The following is a 20,569-nucleotide window of genomic DNA, read 5'->3' on the forward strand; positions in this document are numbered from 1 at the left end:
AAAATGACTAATAATCAATTAGCAACGCAGATAAAACGTGACATCACTACTGACCCAAGTTTACTAACTGGGGCAGACATCAAAAAGTATTTTGACCCACAAAACCTACTGACTGAAAAACAAGTAGGTCATGCTCTAGCCTTGTGTAAAGGTCGCAATCTTAACCCATTTGCTAATGAGGTCTACATTGTAGCTTACAAAAACCGTAATGGAGGCACAGAATTCAACTTGATTGTCTCTAAAGAGGCTTTCTTGAAACGTGCTGCCCAATGTAAAGACTATGAGGGTTTTGAGGCTGGAGTAGTGGCAGTAGATAGCGAGGGTGTTATGCACGAACGCAAAGGGGCTCTTATGCTACCTGGTGATATCTTGGTAGGCGGTTGGGCTAGAGTCTATCGCAAAAATTTCAAAGTACCTGTAGAAATCCAGGTATCTCTTGAAGAATACAACAAGAAACAAAGCACTTGGAACTCTATGCCAGCTACAATGATTAGAAAAACAGCCCTAGTAAATGCTCTCAGAGAGGCTTTCCCTGAGGATTTAGGAAATATGTACACAGAGGATGACGGAGGCGAAACATTTGACCGTATCAAAGATATCACACCTCAAGAAAGCCGTGAGGATGTCGTAGCACGCAAGATGGCTCAAATTGAGCAATTTAACAAAGAGCAAGAAGCAAATCATGTAGGTTCTGAGCCTATTCAAAATGAGGAGCCAATCCAAGGAGAGTTGCTAGATGGTGAACTTGAATATTAGGAGGACAACATGCAAGAATTACAAGTAAGTGTAACTCAAGCTCAGGTTGAAATTTTAGACCGTGAGTTGTTTGAACAAAATATTAAAGAAGTGGTAACGAAGTACCAAAATTACACAGTTACTGCTTCGACCATCAAGGACGATAAGCAGGTACTAGCTGATCTCAGAAAGCTATTCAAGCAGATATCTGACGAGCGTATCAACATCAAAAAGGTTTTGTCAAAAACTGCTGATGATTTCAACGAATACATCACAGAGCAGGTTGAACCTCTTGATGGTGTCATCAAAAAGATTGCGAAAGATGTCAAAGAGTTTGAAGATCATCAGAAAGCACTCAGATTGGATACTGTTAAGGGTTACATTACAAATAAGGCGTCAGAATACATGCTTGACCCTCGTCTATTTGACGAGAAAGCTCTTGAATACATCAAGGCTGGCGATTTCATGGCTGACGGTGTGACGCTCAAGAAAGTTACGATGAAGTCGCTTGATGACATGATTACATTTGAGTATCAGAAGCAAGAAGAGTACAAGAAAACTATCTCCGCAATCTCAGGGCAATGTGCCGAGTACGGAATGACAGACCAGCCATATATTCGAATGCTGAAAGATATGACTTTGGTTGAAGTGCTGGAGCAAATCAAGGCAGACTACGCTTTTGAAAAGCAAAAGGAAGAATTGAGATTGGCTCAAGAGCGAGCTGAACGAGAACGCGAGGAAGCTTTAGCTCAGCAACAAGAAGATCAGCCAGAGTTTAGAACAATTCATGGCTGTCATATCGACGAGGAAACACAAGAATTTGACCCAGAGACGGGCGAAATCTTAGGCGGTGGGCAATTCCAAAACCAACAAGAAGCTGTCAGAGGGGCCGAAAATGGCTTAAAACGATATACCCAAAAAATGACCTTGGAAGTGTATTTCTCTGACACGGAAGAAAAAGACTATTTCAAGAATAGCCTTGCGGATTTGGGATTTGAATATAAGAAAAACTACACTGTCCAAGAGTATCAACGCATTGAGCCGTTGAGTCAGGCGGAACTTGAAATGAAATTGTAGAAGTATGGGATGTTATCCAAGGAAAGCGAGGAAAGAATGAAAATCTATATTGAACAAGATGATGTAAAATTGAGCTTTGAGCGAGCGCAGGAACTTGATTATCAAACCTTATTCAAAGCCTATCAGATGGTCACAGGGTCTGATGAAATACTTGAGGATTTGAGTCGGAAAGAGGTCGGTGGTACAAAGACCGTTTTAAAACATGATGCTGAAAAAATAGCTGAAATCGATCCTGTCAATATCGAAGAAGTCACAGACAGGTTTTCAGCAAAAATTAGCAGAAGTCCAGCGCTTTCGCAGAAACCAAGCGAGAAGGTCGATGTTGATTTGCAATGCCCGTTTTGCGGATGTGCGAAGCGGTGGAAGGTTCCATCTTACTTTAAATTCATGAACTGTCCTGACTGCCAAGGCTCAATTTTCTTGTCTTGGGCGACAGGAGTCAAAGGGGAATTGGATGAAAATGGATTTTATTTCAGAGGGGACAGCCCGATGAAATTTAAAGAGCAGACAGATGAATTCGAGGATATGTTTGCTATTGAAGAATCAAAATAACCAAAACCAACTATTTCCATTTTGGAAACAACTCAAAAACCAACAAGCCGTGCATTCTTGTAAAACTGCGAACTAGAAAGCGTCAAAAAAACGGTCGTGCGACCTTGGACGAGCGGCTGCCCGTATTTAGCCAATTATCACAAAGGCAGTCGCATTTTTTTAGATAATCAGATGAAATTTTTGGATTTATTCGCTGGTATCGGCGGTTTTCGTCTTGGTATGGAGTCCGCTGGGCATGAATGCGTTGGATTTTGTGAAGTAGACAAATACGCTAGAGCCAGTTATAAAGCGATACACAATACAGAAGGAGAAATTGAATTACATGACATTACAAGAGTCACAGATGAGTCTATTCGAAGATTCGGAAGTGTGGACGTTATCTGTGGAGGCTTTCCGTGCCAGGCTTTCAGCATTGCGGGACACAGACGAGGTTTTGAAGATACACGAGGAACTTTGTTCTTTGAAATCTGTAGGTTCGCATCTGTTCTCAGACCTAAATATCTATTCCTTGAGAACGTCAGAGGACTCCTCAACCATGACGGAGGGGCTACATTTGAAACTATCATCCGAACCTTGGACGAATTGGGGTACGATGTGGAATGGCAAGTGCTTAACAGCAAAAATTTCGGAGTCCCCCAAAATCGGGAGCGAGTGTTCATTATCGGACATCTTAGAGGAGAACGTACCAGAAACGTTTTTCCTATCAGCGGAGAAAGTGAACAATCTGATCATCAACCACCAAAAATAGAAATTATAGGCAATACTAAAAATCCGAATGGCACAAGGAAAGGAACTAGAAGCGTGGTCTATGGTTCAGGTGGTGTAGTGGGAACTTTAACCGCAACAGATTACAAAGAGCCTAAGCAGGTCGCTATAAAACAGTTCGGAATCCTGCAACCCAATTTTAATCAATGTGGAGTGGTTTACGAAACAGACGGCATCGCACCAACAATCCGAGCCTATCAAGGTGGAGGTCTTGAACCTAAAATCAGAGTCAAAGAAGCAACATCTAAAGGTTATGCAGAGGCAGAGGTTGGGGATAGTGTGAACTTATCACACCCAAACTCTAAAACAAGACGAGGACGAGTTGGGAAGCAAGTAGCCAATACACTCTTGACTGGAGAAAGTCAAGGAGTAATTGAGCCTGATTTTAGAATTAGAAAACTAACACCTCGTGAATGTTGGAGATTGCAAGGATTCCCAGACTGGGCTTTTGATAAAGCGCAAGAAGTAAATAGCAACAGTCAATTATACAAGCAAGCAGGAAACAGTGTGACAGTCAATGTCATTGCTGCTATCGCAAAAGAATTGAAATAAAAGGAAGTAAAAAATGCTAAATAAAATCGACATACCAGGAACAGATATCACACTTGAAATCGTGGACAAGACCATCACGATCACCAATAAAATTGAATATGATATGCAGATGCATTTTAGAAATACAGATGCAGATGCTTCTCTTGATACAAGTGGCGACGTGTTTGAGCCTCTCTACTGGTTAGATATTAAGGTGACACCGAAAATGCCGACAGAGTATCATACGAGCCTTGGAATCAAGAGAGAAAAGCGCCACTTGGCCGAACTTCAGAAGTTCTTTGAGTTTATTGAGAGTAATAAACGAAACCTATTTGATCTCTGTGGATTCAAGGGAGAACTGCAATGAGTTCATTGACATTATCGTTAGACATTTCAACTACTGCGACAGGATGGGCCGTATTTCACGGCTCTGACCTTGTCCAGAGTGGTGTCTTAAAACATAAAAGCAAGTCTTTCTTTGAACGTGGGCGCTTCATGGCTAGCGAACTGCGAGCAATTCAATCGAGAGCGCTCCAGAAATACGACTGCCATTTTGAATCAATTGTGGTCGAGAAGAACTCAGTCATGGGGCCAAATCAACAGTCCATGATCAGTATTGGAATTGTGACAGGCATTATCCTTGGCCGACTGATTGCTGACAATGTGTACTTCGTGAACGTGTCGACCTGGCGCAAGCACTGGAAGTTCAGCTACAAAGACCGAAGTAAGAAATCAATGAAGCTACAGGCTATTGCTAAAGTGTCTGATGAATTCGACCTGAACGTTAAAGACGATGAAGCTGACGCTATCCTGATTGGTTCATATTTTGTAAACCATGGCCAAGAATTTGGAAATCTGGAAAGCCACAAGGTGAGTTGAGGAGTTGGAAGATGAATAAGCAGGAATTGATTAAAGAGTTTGAAGAAATCGGGATTCATGGTTTGAATATGTTTGGAGCTGTAGTCAAAGGCATTCCGACCAAAACTGCAATTGATCTAATCAAACAACTAGACGAGCCAGAAAAAGTCAAAGTAAAGCAGTTTGTGGCGGATTGGTATGAGGAACACAAAGATGAATTTGAGTACAATGTGTGGGATTGGTTATCTTCAAAAAGCGAGTTGGGAAAGATTGATAGTAAGTTCGCTTTTTGGTTAAACGACGTAGATAATACACCTATTCAAACCCTCGTCAACATGCACCAATTTGGTTACGAGGTCGATGAAGAAAAGAGGTATCTGGTTAAGATTAAAGCATCTGGTCAGTACATTATGAACAATCCTGATGAGAATGCTGTTTTTTTCTACAGCAGCAGAGCGTATTCTAAACTTACTCGCAAAGAACTCGAAGAAGCTGGATTCGGCTGGGTATTCGATTGCCCAGGGATTGAGATTGAGGAGGTTGATGGATGATACAAACGCTTGAAGAAGGAATGAAGAATCAAAGTAAACGCATAAAAATCCCAATGGAAATCAGACCGTTTGATGTGGGTTATCGAATAGTAAATAAACACGGTCAAGCGCTTGCCTTAAATAACGGAGCAAGTATATTCGCTTTACCTTCGCTGGCCGAAAAAGCCATTAAGAAAGAGTTTGGGAAAAATGATCCAGACTTTGACATCGAAAAACATTTTGTCGAAGAGGTCGCTGTTGTTAATTTAAGTAAATTTCATAGTTATTTTGAGGAGGTGGAATGATGTCGTTTTACGGAGGGACATTCACTGATTATTGTAAGTATTGCGATGACAAGTACAGTGGGATTTTCAAATTAAAAAAAGGTGAAGACGCTATTAAAGGATTCCATAGATGGTTGAAAGAACACGGAAGAGAGGTCACAGATTGAAACGACCAAACAGATATCCGTACACTAAAAATCAATGGGTTGAAGAAACTGTTAATCACTATACATATAAAAGCGATATTTGCTATACAAGTCACATTTTAGAAAATAGACTTACTGGAGAAATTAAGAGCAAGGAGGTAAAGTGATGGCAGATGAGCAAAATATTTTAGAGACACAATTGATTTTAGGTAAGCAAGTTTTAGAAATTGTATTGGATTTGCTAAAAGACGATTCAAAAACAGGGGCAGTTCTACCTTTAAACATAAATGACCGTGAATTTACGATTACTGTAGAAAAGGAGGTGGAGTGATGGAATTTTTACTAACAAGCACAAGCGGGTGGGTTGAAAATCAAATTCCTAACACCAAAATTAAAAAATACACAAAAAGAGAAGTTAGAACCTGTTTGACATTTGAAGAATTTGATAAGCGATTTTCTAGGACAGAAGGCACTTGGCTTTCTAAAGGAGTTAATCATAAAACGTCTAAAGGTCGAATACAAAGAGAATTCCCGAACGGTGCAGAGGGGCATTTTATCGAAATTAATTCGATAGAGGAGTTGCTAGAATTTCAGAAAAAAGTTGGAAACGAGCTAATAATTACTTCTGCTATTGATAATGAATCAATTCCAGCTATTGAAATTTACAATAATTACAGGGAGTGAACATGAAACGATTCATAGCTATCTGGATTTTATTGTCTGCTGGATTGAATATCTGGCAGAGTATCCATATTAAAAAATTAGAAGAAAAGCGCCCGATGGTCATCTATCGAGCCGATAATCAAGGCGCTAATATATTCGGTAAAGTCGTCGAAAAAGGACGACATGGGAAACTATACACGATTACCATTCGTGACTACGGTGTGTTCGTGGTTACGAAGGACGTGTATGAGAAAGTGAAAGTTGGAGATGAGGTGTTACTATGAACACAATAGACAAAGTCAAACAATGGTTTATTGACCGTGACCTTGAAAATGGTGGACGACTAGACAAGCAGTCACTCAAACTCAGCGAGGAGTTCGGTGAACTATGCGCAGGATATCTCAAGAAGAATGAGAAGCTGACCAAGGACAGTATCGGAGATTGCGCAGTCGTGATTGTCGGGCTAGGCTTGTTGATTAAAGAGGATGTGCAGGAGATTTTTGAGGAATCAGGTTTCACCGGAAATGAAGATGTGATGGAATATTTTAAATGGCTGAGTACTAACATTAGCGAGTTTCAATTGTATCACAACCAAAATGGTGAGAATTTCTGTCGATACAATCTAGTAAAATCAATCTGCTATTTAAAATCAATCAGCTATGCCCTTGGTTATAGCTTTGAAGAATGTTTTGAACTGGCCTATCAAGAAATTAAAGACCGCAAGGGTCGTTGGATTGACGGTACGTTTGTCAAAGAGGAGGATTTGGTATGATACCAAGATATAGAGCGTGGTTGAAGAAAGAACAGAAAATGGATAATTATATCGACCACATCAGTTGGCTAGAGGATGAGTTATATTGTATTGGGGATGGAATTACTTACATGGTTTCGGCAGAAGATTTAGTTCTCATGCAATCGACAGGACTAAAAGACAAGAACGGTAAGGAAATCTTTGAGGGGGATATAGTCAAAATGGCCAAGGATGTTTATTCTGAACCGACTTATTACGAGGTTGTAAGACATTATGGCGGAGCGTATCGCCTTGAATCCAAACAACACGGATGTGAATTGTGGTTACGACATGCTGATTGCGAGGTCGTAGGGAATGTGTATGAGAACAGAGATCTTTTGGAGGATAAGGAATGACAAATCTTTGGGAGGAGACCTTAGAGGTTTTAAGAGACCATGGCAAAACGTTTGAGGGTGTCAGATATATTCAAGGCTCAGACTTTAAAATCACTAAAGAAAATTTTGAGAGACTTGCCAAGCAAGCTAATTATCATAGCGGATACGGTGCAGCTCACGTTCCTACTGATTTAGCTATTGTTGGCAAAGGCTGGTGGTTAGAACGAGGAGAATATGATGGTTCTGAATGGTGGGATTTTAAAGAAACACCTAAACAAATCAACGAAGTCAGAAACATTTCTTGTCTTGTAGGCGGAATGTGGCCAACGCTTAAAGAATTGAATACCATCAACCCGATACAAGAAAGGCTTGAAGAAATGAGAAAAGAGAGGGGATCTAATGAACCCAGAAATAATTGACAACGTAAACAAACCAAATCACTACCAAGGCGCAAACGGTCTGGAGGCTATCGAGGTTGTGCATAACTTCGTTGGGGATCTTTCTGGAGTGTCTGCTTTCTTTTGGGGCAATGCAATCAAGTATATGCTTCGTTTCCAGAAGAAAAACGGTCTTGAAGATCTGAAGAAAGCACGTAAGAACCTTGACTGGCTAATCGAGGAGATGGAACATGAGAATTAAAACATCAATGGGAACAATCATCAATGTTGACAAGATAAAGCGCAGTATCACAGTTGAGGGCGTTGAATTGGGCTCAGATTGTCGTGCGCTGACCTCTAAGTATAAAGATGGACAGGTACAATAACACTAGTTTTTGATGGGAAAATAATTTAAAAAAGGAGTAAAAACAATGTTTACACAATACAATCATGAAACAGGGAAAACTACACTTACAAAACTTGCTAAAGGCGGTATCATTACGGTTGCAACAATTGCTTCACTTGGGATTTTTCGTCTCACAGCTGTGAAACGTATCCCAGCTAATACAGTTGGAGTTAAAGTTAGCGCAATTGGAGGTGTGCAAGAAAATACCCTGCAAACAGGATATCATCTAAAAATGCCATTTATTGACAAAGTCTACACCTTATCTACATCTGTTCAAACAAAAACAATGGAGAAAATCACGACTCAGACTAAAGATGGTCAGTGGCTCAACACCAATATCGATGTGAAATATCGTGTCAATAAGGAGAAAGCTATGACGGTATTCTCTAACTACACTACCTTGAAAACAGTAAATGATAGTGTAGTATCTCCAGCAGTGCAAAGGGCAATCGAGTCTGTAACGGGTAGTTACGATATCTATGATGTGCTGGGTGACAAGCGTACTGAAGTTTATGAAATGATTGACAAGGCTCTCAAGGAAAAATTTGAGTCTTATGATTTAGAGTTTGTTTCTTTCACAATTACAGATCAAGATGCTGGAGATGAAATTGAAGCAGCAATCAAAAATGAATCTGTAAAACAAAAGGAAATCGACACTGCAAAACAAGAACAGGAAAAGGCTAAAGTTGAAGCTGATACTAAAAAAGTTCAAGCTCAAGCAGAAGCAGACGCAGGTATCATCAAAGCAGAAGGTGAAGCCAAGGCCAACAAAGCTAAGTCAGATTCAATCACAGATAATCTTATCCGGATGAAAGAAGCAGAAGCCAGAGAGAAACATGGCTGGGTCACTGTCAACGCAGGTAGTGTGATCGCGAATAAAGAATAAAATAAAAAAAGCCAAGACACCCTCTGTCTCAGCTAATAGTTCTCGCAAAGACTATTATATCACAAAGGAGACAGAGAGTGAACAAGGCTAAAGAACTCTTGAAAGAGTTGCAGGATCTGGACATGGACATCCAAAGCCGTATAGATGAAATCAATGAGCTTGAGGCAGGTTTGCTCTCAAGTCCTAAGTGGTCAGGTGTCAAAGTCCAAGGTGGACAGACTAGAAAAGTTGATGATGTCTATACTCAGCTTGTCGTGATGAAAGAGGCTATAGAGCAGGATACTAAAGAGGTTATTAACAGAAAACTTGAATTAGGTAGAATGATCAACAGGCTTAAAAATCCAAAAAGTAGGTCTGTCCTTAGAATGACTTACATTACTAAGACTTACATTGAGGATATTTGCGACAATTTGAGAATTAGTAAGGCAACTTATTACAGATTACGCAAACAGGCTGAGTCCGAACTAGAGGAGACAATCATAGACAAAGTGAGCTAAAGTGAATGCGCATGAAGTCTAAAATCTGTTAGAATGGTAGTGTCAAGAATTGAAAGAGAGGTACCTGAAATCAGGGTGTCGTAAAGGACATTGAGGGTTCGAGCCCCACCCTCTATTTCGTTCATTGACGTCTCCTTTATACTTTATTATATTTTTCCGAGGTTTCGGCCTCGTTTTGGCGGTGACAGGTAAGTGGTTTCTCTCCTATGTTTCCCTTGGTTCGATTCCGGGCATCGCCATTTGAGTGTTTGTGTCCCAGAATGGGGTAGGCAGTAGGCTTAGCATTCATATATCACTCATTAACTTAAAAATGGTTGCAGTAGCGACTGAACCTTGCATGGTTGCGTAGCTAATTATATTCCGGATAAGTTATAAGCTAGAGGGTTTGATTCCCTCAGAGGTTGTAAAGACTACAAAAAATAAAAAAGGAAAACTTTCAAATTGATTACTAATTAACACGCAAGGTAGTAGTCGCCTTGCAGTTGGAACGTAGCTCAGTTGGTGGAGCGATATGACTATAAAGGGTCTGAAACGTAGGCAGGTTCGAGTCCTGTCGTTCCAATTGTATCTCTGTGAGTAGCTATCACAATAGGGGTACAGGGCGGTAATTAGATTTAGGCTGATTAACCTGTAGGACAGAGATAAAATAGCACTATATAAGGCTCTGGTGGGGGAGGCACCCACTTACCGCATACAGTCACTCTTTGAGTGGCTTTTTTGATTTACAAAACGGACAAATAGGAGGTAATAGGTTGGGCAGAGCACGAGACCCAAACCGAGATAAAGCTTTTGAGATTTATAAGCAGAATAACGGAAACATCACTAACCGTAAGATTGGTGACATGTTGGGCGTGCCTGAAAAAACTATCTCAGTTTGGAAGTTAAGAGATAAATGGAGTGATTGCAGTACTACAAAAGATGAATGTAGTACTGCAAAAAGGAAACGGGGAGCGCCGAAAGGCAATAAGAATAGCAAAGGCGGAAGTATAGGTAATCAAAATGCCCTTAAACACGGCCTGTTTGCTAAGTATCTACCGCAAGGAGTGCATGAGATATACGAGCAACTGGCAGATAAGCAACCAATTGATATTCTTTGGGAGAACATTCAGCTAACCTATGCTAATCTTTTACATGCCCAGCGCATTCTGTACGTTCAGGACGTTGATGATACAACCACTATGCTTATTGCAAGCACAGCAAAAGGCGGAGAAAGCTATGAAGTTCACACGGCTTGGGATAAGCAGGGTAAGGCCTTAGCTGCAATTGCAAGAATACAGTCAGAACTTAGAAATATGATTAAAACATATGATGAATTGACTCGCTCAAGCCTTGCTACAGAGGAGCAGAGATTGAGAATTGAGATTCTGAAATCTAAACTACCTGACAATGAACCTGAGAACGTTCATGACGATGGCTTTATTAAGTCTCTAGAAGGGGTGGTTGAAGAAACTTGGCTAGATTAAGAATGCAAACCAATACATTCAAATTTCAACCTTTTAGCAAAAAGCAGAAGAAAGTGCTAACTTGGTGGCTTTGGAACTCTCCAGTCCATGAATCAGAAGGCATTATTGCTGATGGTGCTATCCGTTCTGGTAAGACTGTCTCTATGAGCCTAGCTTTTGTTATCTGGGCGATGACATCATTCAACCATCAGAACTTTGCCATGTGTGGTAAGACAATTGGCTCTTTCAATCGTAACGTTTTGAAACTGTTGTTGGTCATGATACAGTCAAGAGGTTTTAGCTACGTCTATCATCGGACGGATAACTTGATAGAAATCACAAAAGGCGACGTGTCGAATGATTTTTATATTTTCGGTGGTAAGGACGAAAGTTCACAGGATCTTATTCAAGGTTTAACACTGGCAGGTATCTTTTTTGATGAAGTAGCGCTTATGCCTGAGTCCTTTGTTAACCAGGGCACAGGGCGGTGCTCTGTGACAGGTTCCAAGTGGTGGTTTAACTGCAACCCAGACGGGCCTTATCATTGGTTTAAAGTTAACTGGATAGACAAAGCAGAAACAAAGAATATGCTTTATCTGCATTTTGATATGGACGACAACCTTTCTCTTTCAGAGAACATCAAGAAGCGTTATAGAAGTCAATACCAAGGTGTTTTCTATCAGCGCTATATTCAAGGTCTTTGGACGGTTGCAGAAGGTATTGTCTACGATATGTTTAGTAAGGATAAGCATGTTGTATCAACCTTGCCAGAAATGAGTAAGCTGGGCAAATATGTTTCGGTCGACTACGGTACGCAGAATGCGACCGTTTTTCTTTTGTGGGAAAAAGATATCAATGGCAAGTATTACTTGACAAGAGAATATTATTACTCAGGTCGTGACGAGAACGTACAGAAGACCAACGCTGAGTACGCTGATGATCTAGCTGCTTGGCTAGGAGATACGAACATCGAACGAATCATTATTGACCCGTCTGCTGCTTCATTCATTGCTGAATTGAAGAAGCGAGGGTATAGAATCAAAAAAGCTAGAAATAATGTCCTTGAAGGCATTCGTTTTGTTGGGTCTATGCTAGGCCAAGAGAAAATAGCAGTGCATGAGAGCTGTGTGAATACGTTGAAAGAGTTCCACGCTTATGTCTGGGACGAGAAAGCCTCTGCGAATGGCGAGGACAAGCCTATCAAACAGTTCGACCACGCAATGGACGCCCTACGTTATTTCTGCTATACAGTATTATTCAAGTCAGGAGGTATGACTGTTTGGAAATAGAAGTAATTAAAAATATAATCTCGTCGCAGATGGTCAAACATGGAAAGTTTGTCTCACAAGCAGCTGAAGCCGAGAAATACTATCGTAACGAGAATGATATTAAACGAAAGCGTAAGCCTGCCGATAAAAAAGGAGCTGAGAACGAAGCGAAAGCAGAAGATAATGCCTTTCGTAATGCTGACAATCGTATTAGTCACAACTGGCACCAGTTATTGCTTGACCAGAAAAAGGCTTATGCGTTGACCTATCCGCCTACATTTGATGTGGACGATAAAAGCGTTAATGATAAGATTGTAGACGTCTTAGGAGACGATTATGAACGTATCAGCAAGCAACTTTGCGTTAATGCAGGAAATGCTGGTATCGCTTGGCTTCACGTTTGGAAAGATGCTAGTGATAACTCGTTTAGATATGCTTGCGTGGACTCAAAAGAAGTGATACCTATCTACTCAAAGTCTTTGGATAAGAAGTTGATTGGGGTACTGCGAGTTTACTCTAGCATTGATGAAACAGATGGTAAAAATTACACTGTTTACGAATATTGGAACGACAAAGAGTGCTCTTTCTATCGGCACGAAGAAAATAAGCCACTGGAAGGATTAGAAACATTCCAAGCAATCTCTTTGATTGATACCATGAATGGAGACCGCTCAAGCGACAATAGTTTCAAACATGATTTTGGCCTTGTTCCTTTTATTCCGTTCAAGAATAACGAAATTGAGACCAATGACTTGAAGCCAATCAAAGACCTAGTTGACGTTTACGACAAGGTTTTTAGTGGGTTTGTCAATGATACAGACGATGTTCAAGAGGTTATCTTTGTTCTTACAAACTACGGTGGGCAGGACAAGCAAGAGTTTCTAGAAGATTTGAAACGCTACAAGATGATTAAGATGGACAACGACGGCATGGGAGACCAATCAGGAGTTACAACCATTGCGATTGACATTCCAACCGAAGCAAGAAATCTGATTTTAGAGCGGACTAAGAAACAAATCTTTATTAGTGGCCAAGGGGTTAACCCTGAAACAGATAAGCTGGGTAACAGTTCTGGAGTTGCTTTGAAGTTTCTTTACTCTCTTTTAGAGTTAAAAGCTGGGAATATGGAAACTCAGTTTAGGAGTGGATATGCCACGCTTGTTAAGATGATCTTGAAACATCTAGGGTTATCCGACAAACTCAAAATCAAGCAAACATGGACACGGAACTCAATCAATAATGATACAGAAATGGCTCAAGTAGTTTCTACTCTTGCAACTATCACATCAAGAGAGAACGTAGCTAAATCAAATCCAATTGTAGAAGATTGGCAGGATGAACTACGCTTGCAGAAAGCTGACCAAGAGGAACAATCTGAAAAACTCTACGACATGGAAGAGGTAGAGCATGAGTCGGAAACTGAATAAAGAAGAGAAGATTGCTTTCATCGAATCTCTCGATGACCTCAACCGAGAAGAGAAAGACAGATTGCTATATGAGCTGGCTCAGATTGACGACCTCGGCGAGATAATAGACTACATCGATAATTTATACCACAGAACACTAAAACGCATTACAGGGCGTTTAGAGGCGTTTGAGAGGGTATCTAAAAATCGTAGCGACTCATTACCATTTTATCTGTTATCCCTGACTAAGACTGACCAAATGAAAACCAAGCAAGAGATTGCTAGCTTTGTTAAGAAACATCCTGATTTAACAGAGTGGTCAAGGTCAATAAAGGTCAAAACAAATGCAGATGCCTTGTTTGCTGGTGTTGAGATGGATATCGCTGAAATGAATGGTAAAATCAATAAGCGAATAGAAACACATCTCAAGCAAACCTACCAAGAAACCTACTTAAATCGTGCTTACAACTACCATAAGCAGACCAAAAGAGAACCGAATTTCAAGCCTGAGCGTCTAGAAGAAGAGTATCTTCAAAAGGCAATCAAGGAAAACTTCAAAGGTAAGCGGTTCTCTGAGCGTGTTTGGGGTAGCAACATGGACGAACTGGTTAGTAGAGTAGAGTCACTTGTAACCAATGATTTAAACCGAGGTTATCCTGTAGACCAGTCAAGTAAACTTCTAGCAATTGAGTTCGACCGTGCTCGTAATCGTGCAGTGACTGTTTTGCAGACGGAAACGAACGGAATTCAGGCTCAGGCAACGCTGGATGAATATCAGGACGACAATATCAAGAAGTACAGGTATCTGGCGACCTTAGAGGTTCACACATGCCCTATTTGTGGAGAGTTAGACGGTAAGGTATTTCTTGTTAAGGATGCAGAGAAAGGTGTAAATTACCCGACCATGCACCCTCACTGTCGATGTACAACGGTTCCTGCCTTAGAAAAAGGTGGGAAACGCTATGCAAGAGATATTGAAACAGGAAAAGGCTACGAGGTAGATAGTGGTCAGACCTTCAAGGATTGGCGAAAGCAGCAGCTTGATAAGTATGGTCAGACTGCCATCAAAGACAAGCTACAAGCTGAAAGATTGGAAAAGGACAGAGTCCGCAGATCCAAGGAACAGTTCATAGCTTATAGGCAGGTTTTAGGCTCTCAAAATATGCCCAAAACATTTGCAGGCTTCTATGATTTGAAGTATAATGATGCTGAGGGATATAAGGAACTAAAAGACCGCATCAGATGGGCAAAGTCCAAGTTTCCTACTGAGAAATCTTTAAATGGACATTTCAAAAGTCATGGGAAAGAGTTCGGAGCGGAAAGCCCTGAAGAATATCAACAATTGGCTAGAAATTTATTATCTTCTGTTGTCTCTAAAAATATTATAGGTTATGATACTGGAGAAAGAAGAGTTCGATTTAATCGAGAAACGGGGACAATTGCGATTGGGAAAAGAAATGCCTCAGGAAAAGCGAGAATAACAACTATGTTTAAGCCAGATGATGGAGAGGAATATTACTATGACGACTATAAAAAAGAATATAATAATGATTGACGGATGGGAACATGTGCATTGCCCCGTATGTGGAAATTTAGTAGAAACTTATGATATTTGTGATGTTTGTCATTGGCAAAATACGGGAGCATTTAATATCGATGGCGGTCCTAATAAAATGACACTTGTGGAGGCTAAAGAAGCTTACGCAAAAGGCTTACCAATTAGATAAATAAGCACCTAGAGAAATCTAAGTGCTTTTTTCGTACTCAGAAAGGATTGAAGAAATGAATCGTGATAATAAACCTAACATGGATAAGGTAAAAATAGGTGGTATCGTCTATGAAATCGAAAAAATAACTGATTTACAGGGAAAAACAGGAGAATGGGGGCATATTGAGTACAAGACATGCAGGATTGTTCTAGACGACTCAACTAGTCAACAAATCGAAGATCAGACACTTATTCACGAAATTACGCATGGTATTTTAGTTGAAGCTGGCTATATAAATCATGAAGAAGAGCAGGCAGACCGAATTGGGAAAATTCTTTATCAGGTTTTGGTTGATAATGACTTTTCATGGCTAAAAAACAGAAAGTAGGCGATCCAACATCTTGACTGGCAGGAATAGACTGCTATTTATATCATAATTCTAACCGCATCGAAATCGAGGCGGTTTTCTTATGCCCTGAACATGGCGTTAAAAGGTTCAACTATTGGACAAGTCCGTAGTCCTAACAAAAGCGGAGCGTCTGGTGATGGAGAACACCTAAAAAGCCTAGCGTAGAGGAAAGGATTTTCAAAATGAAAAAAGAACAACTGGCAAACATCGGCTTAACTGAAGACCAAATTTCTCAAGTCTTCGCTTGGTATGGTGCTTCCGTCCAAAAGTTAAAGGATGATGTGGCAAGTAAAGATAGCGAATTGGAGAGCGTGCGTGGACAGCTGACACAACGTGACAAAGACTTGAATGATTTGAAGAAAAAAGGCGCAGATGTTGAAGATATTCAGCAAAAGCTAGAGGACTTACAAGCTAAGTACAAACAAGATACAGAAGCGCTTGAGATGAAACTAGCGGATGAGAACAAATCTCGCTTAATCGATGCTGAGTTGACAAAAGCTGGCGTTCGAGACGCAGAAATTTTTGAGAAAATCTTAAACAAAGACGAAATCTCTGTAAAAGATGGCAAATTGATTGGCTTAACTGAGCAAATCGAGGCTCAGCGTGCTAAGAGTCCATATCTCTTTAACGGGGAGAAACAAGCCCAATATACGCCAAACCAAGGCGATGGGCAAGGTGCTAATTTAGGGAGTTGGGAAACTGCTATGAGCAATCTTGACTTTAACCTAACTCAATTTTTAGAACAACAAGGAGAAAATAACTAATGGCTAATGAAATTACAAAAATTCTAGACACGATCACACCTCAACAGTACAATGCCTACATGCAACAGTACACTGCTGCTAAATCTGCTTTCGTTCAAAGTGGTATCGCAGTATCAGACGAACGTGTCTCTAAAAACATTACATCTGGTGGTCTTTTGGTCAACATGCCTTTCTGGAATGACCTTACTGGCGATTCTGAAGTTCTCGGAAATGGCGACAAAGCCCTAGAAACTGGGAAAATCACTGCTGGAGCAGACATTGCCTGCGTTCTTTATCGTGGACGTGGTTGGGCTGCTAACGAATTGACTGGTATTGTAGCCGGTTCTGACCCAGTCCGTGCTATCTTGAACCGTATCGGTGCTTACTGGTTGCGTGAAGACCAAAAAGCCTTGATTGCTACCTTGAATGGTATCTTTGCTACTGGAACAGGTGGAGAGAAAGGTGCGCTTGAAGAAACTCACGTATCAGACCAATCAAAAGCGTCTACTGGTATCGATGCAGCTATGGTGCTTGACGCTAAACAATTGCTTGGAGATTCTGCTGATCAAGTTACTGCTATTGCTATGCACTCAGCGGTTTACACTAAACTACAAAAAGATAACTTGATTCAATACATCCAGCCAACAACTGCGACTATCAACATTCCAACCTACCTTGGTTACCGTGTCATTATCGATGATGGTATTGCACCAACAGGAGATGTTTATACATCATACCTTTTCCGCACAGGTTCAATCGGTCTCAATACAGGAAATCCATCAGGATTGACTACATTTGAAACTTCTCGTGAAGCAGCTAAAGGCAACGACATGATTTACACTCGTCGCGCCCTTGTTATGCACCCTTACGGCGTGAAATGGACTGGCGCAGAAGTGGATGCTGGAAACATCACTCCATCAAATGCTGACTTGGCTAAATTCAAGAACTGGCAACGTGTTTACGAGCCTAAGAATATCGGTATTATCGCTTTGAAACACAAAATTGGCAAATAGATTGGGTAACAGAATATGATTCAAGAATTGAAACAAGACAACACAATGTACTTGATCTCATGCGTTCGGAAAATGCGTCAGGATAATTATTTCAAAGACATGGAAGTTCTCCATTACGCTTTAACCCAAGCAGAAAACGAGATTTTGAATTATATTCACCAAGACAGTGTGCCTGGACATTTAGAGAACGTATGGATAGACATGACCAACGACTTACTGGACAAGGTCAAGGAGCAAAGTGTTCTTGCTGAAAAAGCTGACGCAGAAGACTTTTCGGTTAAAAGTATCAAAATGGGTGATACGACAATCGAAAAGGTTAGTCCTTATGAAATGATTCAACGAATGAAACAAGTGCCGTCATCACTTGAGCGCTACAAGCGTCAGTTGAATCGTTTTAGGAAGCTACTATGACCGAATATGCTAAGACAGTCTTTGATTTCTTGTATGACTGTAAAATGACGGTTAAAGGTTATACAGAGCAAGAGATAGACGGTTTGACCAGTATGTCAGAAAGCGTGCTATTAGAGGACATTCCTTGCAGGATTTCGCAAATGAGCAATAGTTCAACGAACGGGAGCGACTATCAAGCCAATGGCTATGATATGAAACTCTTTTGCTCTGTTGTCTATGATATCCCTGCAGGTTGCAAGATTGAGGTGATTGATAGAAATGGGCACGTTAAAGTGTTTACACGGTCTAATGTGCCTATTGGTCAGTATTGGTCACATCAAGAAATTGCTATAAAGCTAGAGGGCAAGTCATGAGTGGCAGTTTTGATTATCGTAGTTTCGCTAAGTTTGCTAACAACTTCAACAGGAATGTGAATCATGCGAAAGTAGACCGATTTATGAGACAGACCTTGAATTACGAAGGTACAGAACTAAAGTCCAAAGTAAAAGAGAGAACACCTGTCGGTGTTTATACGGATCATTGGGTTGAGTTCACTACCAAAGATGGCAAACACGTCAAATTTTGGGCAAGTGCTCATGGTAAACAAGGCGGAACCTTGCAAAAAGGCTGGTCTAAAAGCCATATTGAGGTATCTGGACGGACTTATAAGCAGAAAGTTTATAACAAGGTCTACTATGCCCCACACGTTGAGTACGGGCATAAGACAGTCAATGGTGGCTTTGTTCCAGGACAGTTTTTCCTTCATAAAACGGTTGAAGATACTAAAAGCGATATGGAGAAGCGTGTCCGTGATAAGTATGATGGCTTTATGAGAAAGGTAGTGTTAGGAAATGGCAAATAAAGGCTTTCGGTTGGTTGAGGAGTTAGTTAGTCATATCAAGGGGTTATATCCTGACATCAGGATTTATCTGGATGAAGTAGAGCAAGGTTTTAAAGAGCCTTGTTTTTTTATCCATGTTGTTGATACTAAGTACACTCCAGAGGCCAATAAATATGTGAAAGTACGTTCTAAAGTGGATTTGTCTTATTTTCCTCCAAAGAAAAAGCGTAGCGAGTGTTTAGCAATGCAGGAAGAATTGAGTTATAAACTCTTACACTTGCCGACGATTCATTTATTTGACCGTCAATATGAAGTGGTTGACAACGTTCTGCATTGTATTTTTAACGCAAGCACACGCTTGAAGTTAGAAGAGGAAGATATCAAACAACGTGAATTGAAAGTGAAAGAAGAGGTAAAAGATGGATAATGTAGACGGAATTGTGTTCCCTACTGCGGACATTTTGGAAAGTAGCGCTTTTACCAACGGAGAAAAAGACATCTTGGGGGCTATTTTAGATCCAGAAGAGTCTTATGGTTTGGAAGAAGCAAGAGCAAAACTAGAATACGAACTAGGAAGGAAGATTAAGTAATGGCAGGTGGAAATTGGAAACGCCAAAATAAAGTAAGACCAGGTGCTTACATCAACGTCAAATCAAAAGACATCGCAATGACTCGCCTTGGCGGTGACGGTGTCGTAACAGTACCGTTGGCACTCAGTTTCGGTGAGTCAAAGAAATTGATGAAAATCCGACGTGGTGAAGACCTATTTAAGAAGCTAGGTTATGAGCAAGAAAGCCCACAGCTTTTGTTGCTGAATGAAGCATTCAAACGTGTGAGTGAAGTCTTGCTTTATCGTCTAAATACAGGCGAAAAGGCAAACGTAAGCCTTTCAGACAACGTAACGGCTCAAGCTAAATACAGCGGTGTCCGTGGGAATGACATCACAGTAACAGTCAAAACAAACGTAGACGACCCAAGTTCATTTGATGTTGTCACGTTCCTTGATACTGTTGTTATGGACTCACAAACTGTAAAAGTCTTGGCTGACTTGAAAAACAATGATCTAGTTGAATTTTCAGGAACTGGCGAACTGCAAGCGGTGGCTGGTGCTAAACTTACTGGTGGTACTGACGGAACAGTGTCAACTCAAGACTACTCAGAATACTTCAAGGCGCTTGAAACAGTTGAATTTAACTATATGGCCTTGCCAGTAGAAGACGCTTCTATCAAGAAAGCAGCTATCAACTTCATCAAACGTATGCGTGAAGACGAAGGACTTGGCGCTCAATTGGTTGTTGCAGACTCTGACGCTGACAGTGAAGCGGTTATTAACGTTAAAAACGGCGTTATCTTGTCTGACAAGACAGTTATTGACAAGACTAAAGCGACTGTATGGGTTGCAGCAGCAAGCGCAAATGCTGGCGTTGAGAAATCATTGACTTATGAGAAGTACGAAGATTCTGTTGATGTTGTGGGTCGTTTGAGCCATACAGAGACGATTGCTGCTCTTCAAAAAGGACACTTTGTGTTCACGAACAAACGTGATAGAGCAGTTGTTGAAAAAGATATCAACTCACTTGTAACTATCACATCAGAAATTAATCAGGATTTCCAAAAAAACCGTATGCTTCGAACCTTGGACGATATTAGAAATGATACAAAACATGTATTTTCTGAATATTTCCTTGGAAAAGTTGACAACAACGAAGATGGACGTCAAGCGTTCAAGGCGAATCGTATTCGTTACTTCAAAGATCTTGAGGCTCGTGGTGCGATTGAAGACTTCAAAGTTGAAGACATCGAAGTGCTTCGTGGTGAGTTGAAAGAGTCTGTAGTAGTTAACGTTAAAGTTAAACCAGTGGACAGCATGGAAAAACTGTATATGACAGTTGTAGCAGATTAGGAAAGGAGAAAGC

33 protein-coding genes and 1 tRNA gene are annotated in these 20,569 nt (G+C 40.6%); 33 read left to right on the forward strand and 1 reads right to left on the reverse strand.

Going from position 1 to position 20,569, the window contains the following annotated elements:
- Positions 1-3 precede the first annotated feature (3 nt).
- The 18 genes from bet to M1G12_RS08010 all read left to right on the forward strand — a co-directional run bounded on the left by bet (position 4) and on the right by M1G12_RS08010 (position 9,432).
- The gene (bet, locus tag M1G12_RS07930) at positions 4-756 is read left to right on the forward strand and encodes a phage recombination protein Bet (RefSeq protein ID WP_247949684.1); all 753 of its coding nucleotides are present in this window, start codon (positions 4-6) and stop codon (positions 754-756) included.
- A gap of 9 nt (positions 757-765) precedes the next feature.
- Entirely contained in the window at positions 766-1,812 is a 1,047-nt protein-coding gene (locus M1G12_RS07935) for a DUF1351 domain-containing protein (protein ID WP_247949685.1), read from the forward strand.
- A 36-nt stretch (positions 1,813-1,848) separates the two neighbouring features.
- Entirely contained in the window at positions 1,849-2,364 is a 516-nt protein-coding gene (locus M1G12_RS07940; protein ID WP_247949686.1) for a hypothetical protein, read from the forward strand.
- 171 nt (positions 2,365-2,535) lie between these two features.
- Positions 2,536-3,681: a DNA cytosine methyltransferase gene (locus tag M1G12_RS07945; protein WP_247949687.1), complete on the forward strand. Its 1,146-nt coding sequence runs from the start codon at positions 2,536-2,538 to the stop codon at positions 3,679-3,681.
- A gap of 13 nt (positions 3,682-3,694) precedes the next feature.
- Positions 3,695-4,027, forward strand: coding sequence for a hypothetical protein (locus M1G12_RS07950; RefSeq protein WP_164226333.1), 333 nt, complete (start codon positions 3,695-3,697; stop codon positions 4,025-4,027).
- Positions 4,024-4,539 (forward strand): RuvC family protein, encoded by a 516-nt coding sequence (locus M1G12_RS07955; RefSeq protein WP_247949688.1) that lies wholly within the window; start codon positions 4,024-4,026, stop codon positions 4,537-4,539. The genes M1G12_RS07950 and M1G12_RS07955 overlap by 4 nt, the downstream gene beginning before the upstream one ends.
- 68 nt (positions 4,540-4,607) lie before the next feature.
- On the forward strand, positions 4,608-5,069 hold the full coding sequence (locus M1G12_RS07960; RefSeq protein ID WP_419965919.1) for a DUF1642 domain-containing protein: 462 nt from the start codon (positions 4,608-4,610) through the stop codon (positions 5,067-5,069).
- Positions 5,066-5,353, forward strand: coding sequence for a hypothetical protein (locus M1G12_RS07965; protein ID WP_247949690.1), 288 nt, complete (start codon positions 5,066-5,068; stop codon positions 5,351-5,353). Before M1G12_RS07960 ends, M1G12_RS07965 begins: the two co-directional genes overlap by 4 nt.
- A gap of 291 nt (positions 5,354-5,644) precedes the next feature.
- Positions 5,645-5,809, forward strand: coding sequence for a hypothetical protein (locus M1G12_RS07970; RefSeq protein ID WP_247949691.1), 165 nt, complete (start codon positions 5,645-5,647; stop codon positions 5,807-5,809).
- Positions 5,809-6,162, forward strand: a complete 354-nt coding sequence (locus tag M1G12_RS07975; protein WP_247949692.1) for a hypothetical protein — start codon at positions 5,809-5,811, stop codon at positions 6,160-6,162. Before M1G12_RS07970 ends, M1G12_RS07975 begins: the two co-directional genes overlap by 1 nt.
- Positions 6,163-6,164: 2 nt before the next feature.
- Positions 6,165-6,425: a DUF1372 family protein gene (locus M1G12_RS07980; RefSeq protein WP_247949693.1), complete on the forward strand. Its 261-nt coding sequence runs from the start codon at positions 6,165-6,167 to the stop codon at positions 6,423-6,425.
- The gene (locus tag M1G12_RS07985) at positions 6,422-6,913 is read left to right on the forward strand and encodes a MazG-like family protein (RefSeq protein ID WP_247949694.1); all 492 of its coding nucleotides are present in this window, start codon (positions 6,422-6,424) and stop codon (positions 6,911-6,913) included. The genes M1G12_RS07980 and M1G12_RS07985 overlap by 4 nt, the downstream gene beginning before the upstream one ends.
- Positions 6,910-7,287 carry a YopX family protein gene (locus M1G12_RS07990; RefSeq protein WP_247949695.1) on the forward strand — a complete coding sequence of 126 codons (378 nt, stop codon included), beginning with the start codon at positions 6,910-6,912 and terminating at the stop codon, positions 7,285-7,287. Before M1G12_RS07985 ends, M1G12_RS07990 begins: the two co-directional genes overlap by 4 nt.
- A complete protein-coding gene (locus M1G12_RS07995; RefSeq protein ID WP_247949696.1) occupies positions 7,284-7,685 on the forward strand; it encodes a hypothetical protein in 402 nt (133 codons plus the stop codon). The genes M1G12_RS07990 and M1G12_RS07995 overlap by 4 nt, the downstream gene beginning before the upstream one ends.
- Complete coding sequence (locus tag M1G12_RS08000) at positions 7,666-7,905, forward strand: DUF3310 domain-containing protein (RefSeq protein ID WP_247949697.1); 240 nt, start codon at positions 7,666-7,668, stop codon at positions 7,903-7,905. The genes M1G12_RS07995 and M1G12_RS08000 overlap by 20 nt, the downstream gene beginning before the upstream one ends.
- Entirely contained in the window at positions 7,895-8,029 is a 135-nt protein-coding gene (locus M1G12_RS09925) for a hypothetical protein (protein WP_282186134.1), read from the forward strand. Before M1G12_RS08000 ends, M1G12_RS09925 begins: the two co-directional genes overlap by 11 nt.
- Before the next feature lie 45 nt (positions 8,030-8,074).
- Positions 8,075-8,935 carry a prohibitin family protein gene (locus M1G12_RS08005; protein ID WP_247949698.1) on the forward strand — a complete coding sequence of 287 codons (861 nt, stop codon included), beginning with the start codon at positions 8,075-8,077 and terminating at the stop codon, positions 8,933-8,935.
- A gap of 77 nt (positions 8,936-9,012) precedes the next feature.
- Positions 9,013-9,432 (forward strand): DUF1492 domain-containing protein, encoded by a 420-nt coding sequence (locus tag M1G12_RS08010; RefSeq protein ID WP_214614759.1) that lies wholly within the window; start codon positions 9,013-9,015, stop codon positions 9,430-9,432.
- Here M1G12_RS08010 and M1G12_RS09930 read toward each other — a convergent pair.
- Complete coding sequence (locus M1G12_RS09930) at positions 9,429-9,557, reverse strand: hypothetical protein (RefSeq protein WP_265482533.1); 129 nt, start codon at positions 9,555-9,557, stop codon at positions 9,429-9,431. The genes M1G12_RS08010 and M1G12_RS09930 overlap by 4 nt on opposite strands.
- A 358-nt stretch (positions 9,558-9,915) precedes the next feature.
- On the opposite strand from M1G12_RS09930, the gene M1G12_RS08015 reads away from it, so the two are divergent.
- The 15 genes from M1G12_RS08015 to M1G12_RS08085 all read left to right on the forward strand — a co-directional run bounded on the left by M1G12_RS08015 (position 9,916) and on the right by M1G12_RS08085 (position 20,556).
- Positions 9,916-9,994: transfer RNA gene (locus M1G12_RS08015), tRNA-OTHER, on the forward strand.
- A 190-nt stretch (positions 9,995-10,184) separates the two neighbouring features.
- Positions 10,185-10,895: a phage terminase small subunit gene (gene terS, locus M1G12_RS08020; RefSeq protein ID WP_247949699.1), complete on the forward strand. Its 711-nt coding sequence runs from the start codon at positions 10,185-10,187 to the stop codon at positions 10,893-10,895.
- 2 nt (positions 10,896-10,897) lie between these two features.
- Complete coding sequence (locus M1G12_RS08025; RefSeq protein ID WP_247949728.1) at positions 10,898-12,163, forward strand: PBSX family phage terminase large subunit; 1,266 nt, start codon at positions 10,898-10,900, stop codon at positions 12,161-12,163.
- Positions 12,154-13,569 (forward strand): phage portal protein, encoded by a 1,416-nt coding sequence (locus M1G12_RS08030; RefSeq protein ID WP_247949700.1) that lies wholly within the window; start codon positions 12,154-12,156, stop codon positions 13,567-13,569. The genes M1G12_RS08025 and M1G12_RS08030 overlap by 10 nt, the downstream gene beginning before the upstream one ends.
- Positions 13,550-15,103, forward strand: coding sequence for a minor capsid protein (locus M1G12_RS08035; protein WP_247949701.1), 1,554 nt, complete (start codon positions 13,550-13,552; stop codon positions 15,101-15,103). The genes M1G12_RS08030 and M1G12_RS08035 overlap by 20 nt, the downstream gene beginning before the upstream one ends.
- Entirely contained in the window at positions 15,096-15,275 is a 180-nt protein-coding gene (locus M1G12_RS08040) for a CPCC family cysteine-rich protein (RefSeq protein WP_247949702.1), read from the forward strand. Before M1G12_RS08035 ends, M1G12_RS08040 begins: the two co-directional genes overlap by 8 nt.
- A 55-nt stretch (positions 15,276-15,330) precedes the next feature.
- Entirely contained in the window at positions 15,331-15,645 is a 315-nt protein-coding gene (locus M1G12_RS08045; protein WP_247949703.1) for a hypothetical protein, read from the forward strand.
- A 203-nt stretch (positions 15,646-15,848) separates the two neighbouring features.
- Entirely contained in the window at positions 15,849-16,430 is a 582-nt protein-coding gene (locus M1G12_RS08050; protein ID WP_247949704.1) for a phage scaffolding protein, read from the forward strand.
- Positions 16,430-17,422 carry a major capsid protein gene (locus M1G12_RS08055; RefSeq protein WP_247949705.1) on the forward strand — a complete coding sequence of 331 codons (993 nt, stop codon included), beginning with the start codon at positions 16,430-16,432 and terminating at the stop codon, positions 17,420-17,422. The genes M1G12_RS08050 and M1G12_RS08055 overlap by 1 nt, the downstream gene beginning before the upstream one ends.
- Positions 17,423-17,437: 15 nt before the next feature.
- Positions 17,438-17,833 carry a head-tail connector protein gene (locus M1G12_RS08060; RefSeq protein ID WP_247949706.1) on the forward strand — a complete coding sequence of 132 codons (396 nt, stop codon included), beginning with the start codon at positions 17,438-17,440 and terminating at the stop codon, positions 17,831-17,833.
- Entirely contained in the window at positions 17,830-18,186 is a 357-nt protein-coding gene (locus tag M1G12_RS08065; protein WP_247949707.1) for a hypothetical protein, read from the forward strand. The genes M1G12_RS08060 and M1G12_RS08065 overlap by 4 nt, the downstream gene beginning before the upstream one ends.
- The gene (locus M1G12_RS08070; RefSeq protein ID WP_247949708.1) at positions 18,183-18,674 is read left to right on the forward strand and encodes an HK97 gp10 family phage protein; all 492 of its coding nucleotides are present in this window, start codon (positions 18,183-18,185) and stop codon (positions 18,672-18,674) included. Before M1G12_RS08065 ends, M1G12_RS08070 begins: the two co-directional genes overlap by 4 nt.
- Positions 18,664-19,080 carry a phage tail terminator family protein gene (locus tag M1G12_RS08075; protein ID WP_015973663.1) on the forward strand — a complete coding sequence of 139 codons (417 nt, stop codon included), beginning with the start codon at positions 18,664-18,666 and terminating at the stop codon, positions 19,078-19,080. The genes M1G12_RS08070 and M1G12_RS08075 overlap by 11 nt, the downstream gene beginning before the upstream one ends.
- Positions 19,073-19,243, forward strand: coding sequence for a hypothetical protein (locus tag M1G12_RS08080; protein WP_247949709.1), 171 nt, complete (start codon positions 19,073-19,075; stop codon positions 19,241-19,243). Before M1G12_RS08075 ends, M1G12_RS08080 begins: the two co-directional genes overlap by 8 nt.
- Positions 19,243-20,556, forward strand: coding sequence for a phage tail sheath family protein (locus M1G12_RS08085; protein WP_247949710.1), 1,314 nt, complete (start codon positions 19,243-19,245; stop codon positions 20,554-20,556). Before M1G12_RS08080 ends, M1G12_RS08085 begins: the two co-directional genes overlap by 1 nt.
- The last annotated feature ends 13 nt before the right edge of the window (positions 20,557-20,569 follow it).

Origin of the sequence: Streptococcus mitis (genome assembly GCF_023110375.1) — a bacterium.
GTDB lineage: Bacteria > Bacillota > Bacilli > Lactobacillales > Streptococcaceae > Streptococcus > Streptococcus mitis_CI.

Coding starts and splice junctions, on each gene's coding strand:
- bet (WP_247949684.1), top strand. CDS start 4: ATGACTAATAATCAATTAGCAACGCAGATAAAACGTGACATCACTACT.
- M1G12_RS07935 (WP_247949685.1), top strand. CDS start 766: ATGCAAGAATTACAAGTAAGTGTAACTCAAGCTCAGGTTGAAATTTTA.
- M1G12_RS07940 (WP_247949686.1), top strand. CDS start 1,849: ATGAAAATCTATATTGAACAAGATGATGTAAAATTGAGCTTTGAGCGA.
- M1G12_RS07945 (WP_247949687.1), top strand. CDS start 2,536: ATGAAATTTTTGGATTTATTCGCTGGTATCGGCGGTTTTCGTCTTGGT.
- M1G12_RS07950 (WP_164226333.1), top strand. CDS start 3,695: ATGCTAAATAAAATCGACATACCAGGAACAGATATCACACTTGAAATC.
- M1G12_RS07955 (WP_247949688.1), top strand. CDS start 4,024: ATGAGTTCATTGACATTATCGTTAGACATTTCAACTACTGCGACAGGA.
- M1G12_RS07960 (WP_419965919.1), top strand. CDS start 4,608: ATGTTTGGAGCTGTAGTCAAAGGCATTCCGACCAAAACTGCAATTGAT.
- M1G12_RS07965 (WP_247949690.1), top strand. CDS start 5,066: ATGATACAAACGCTTGAAGAAGGAATGAAGAATCAAAGTAAACGCATA.
- M1G12_RS07970 (WP_247949691.1), top strand. CDS start 5,645: ATGGCAGATGAGCAAAATATTTTAGAGACACAATTGATTTTAGGTAAG.
- M1G12_RS07975 (WP_247949692.1), top strand. CDS start 5,809: ATGGAATTTTTACTAACAAGCACAAGCGGGTGGGTTGAAAATCAAATT.
- M1G12_RS07980 (WP_247949693.1), top strand. CDS start 6,165: ATGAAACGATTCATAGCTATCTGGATTTTATTGTCTGCTGGATTGAAT.
- M1G12_RS07985 (WP_247949694.1), top strand. CDS start 6,422: ATGAACACAATAGACAAAGTCAAACAATGGTTTATTGACCGTGACCTT.
- M1G12_RS07990 (WP_247949695.1), top strand. CDS start 6,910: ATGATACCAAGATATAGAGCGTGGTTGAAGAAAGAACAGAAAATGGAT.
- M1G12_RS07995 (WP_247949696.1), top strand. CDS start 7,284: ATGACAAATCTTTGGGAGGAGACCTTAGAGGTTTTAAGAGACCATGGC.
- M1G12_RS08000 (WP_247949697.1), top strand. CDS start 7,666: ATGAACCCAGAAATAATTGACAACGTAAACAAACCAAATCACTACCAA.
- M1G12_RS09925 (WP_282186134.1), top strand. CDS start 7,895: ATGAGAATTAAAACATCAATGGGAACAATCATCAATGTTGACAAGATA.
- M1G12_RS08005 (WP_247949698.1), top strand. CDS start 8,075: ATGTTTACACAATACAATCATGAAACAGGGAAAACTACACTTACAAAA.
- M1G12_RS09930 (WP_265482533.1), bottom strand. CDS start 9,557: ATGAACGAAATAGAGGGTGGGGCTCGAACCCTCAATGTCCTTTACGAC.
- M1G12_RS08025 (WP_247949728.1), top strand. CDS start 10,898: ATGCAAACCAATACATTCAAATTTCAACCTTTTAGCAAAAAGCAGAAG.
- M1G12_RS08035 (WP_247949701.1), top strand. CDS start 13,550: ATGAGTCGGAAACTGAATAAAGAAGAGAAGATTGCTTTCATCGAATCT.
- M1G12_RS08040 (WP_247949702.1), top strand. CDS start 15,096: ATGATTGACGGATGGGAACATGTGCATTGCCCCGTATGTGGAAATTTA.
- M1G12_RS08045 (WP_247949703.1), top strand. CDS start 15,331: ATGAATCGTGATAATAAACCTAACATGGATAAGGTAAAAATAGGTGGT.
- M1G12_RS08050 (WP_247949704.1), top strand. CDS start 15,849: ATGAAAAAAGAACAACTGGCAAACATCGGCTTAACTGAAGACCAAATT.
- M1G12_RS08055 (WP_247949705.1), top strand. CDS start 16,430: ATGGCTAATGAAATTACAAAAATTCTAGACACGATCACACCTCAACAG.
- M1G12_RS08060 (WP_247949706.1), top strand. CDS start 17,438: ATGATTCAAGAATTGAAACAAGACAACACAATGTACTTGATCTCATGC.
- M1G12_RS08065 (WP_247949707.1), top strand. CDS start 17,830: ATGACCGAATATGCTAAGACAGTCTTTGATTTCTTGTATGACTGTAAA.
- M1G12_RS08070 (WP_247949708.1), top strand. CDS start 18,183: ATGAGTGGCAGTTTTGATTATCGTAGTTTCGCTAAGTTTGCTAACAAC.
- M1G12_RS08075 (WP_015973663.1), top strand. CDS start 18,664: ATGGCAAATAAAGGCTTTCGGTTGGTTGAGGAGTTAGTTAGTCATATC.
- M1G12_RS08080 (WP_247949709.1), top strand. CDS start 19,073: ATGGATAATGTAGACGGAATTGTGTTCCCTACTGCGGACATTTTGGAA.
- M1G12_RS08085 (WP_247949710.1), top strand. CDS start 19,243: ATGGCAGGTGGAAATTGGAAACGCCAAAATAAAGTAAGACCAGGTGCT.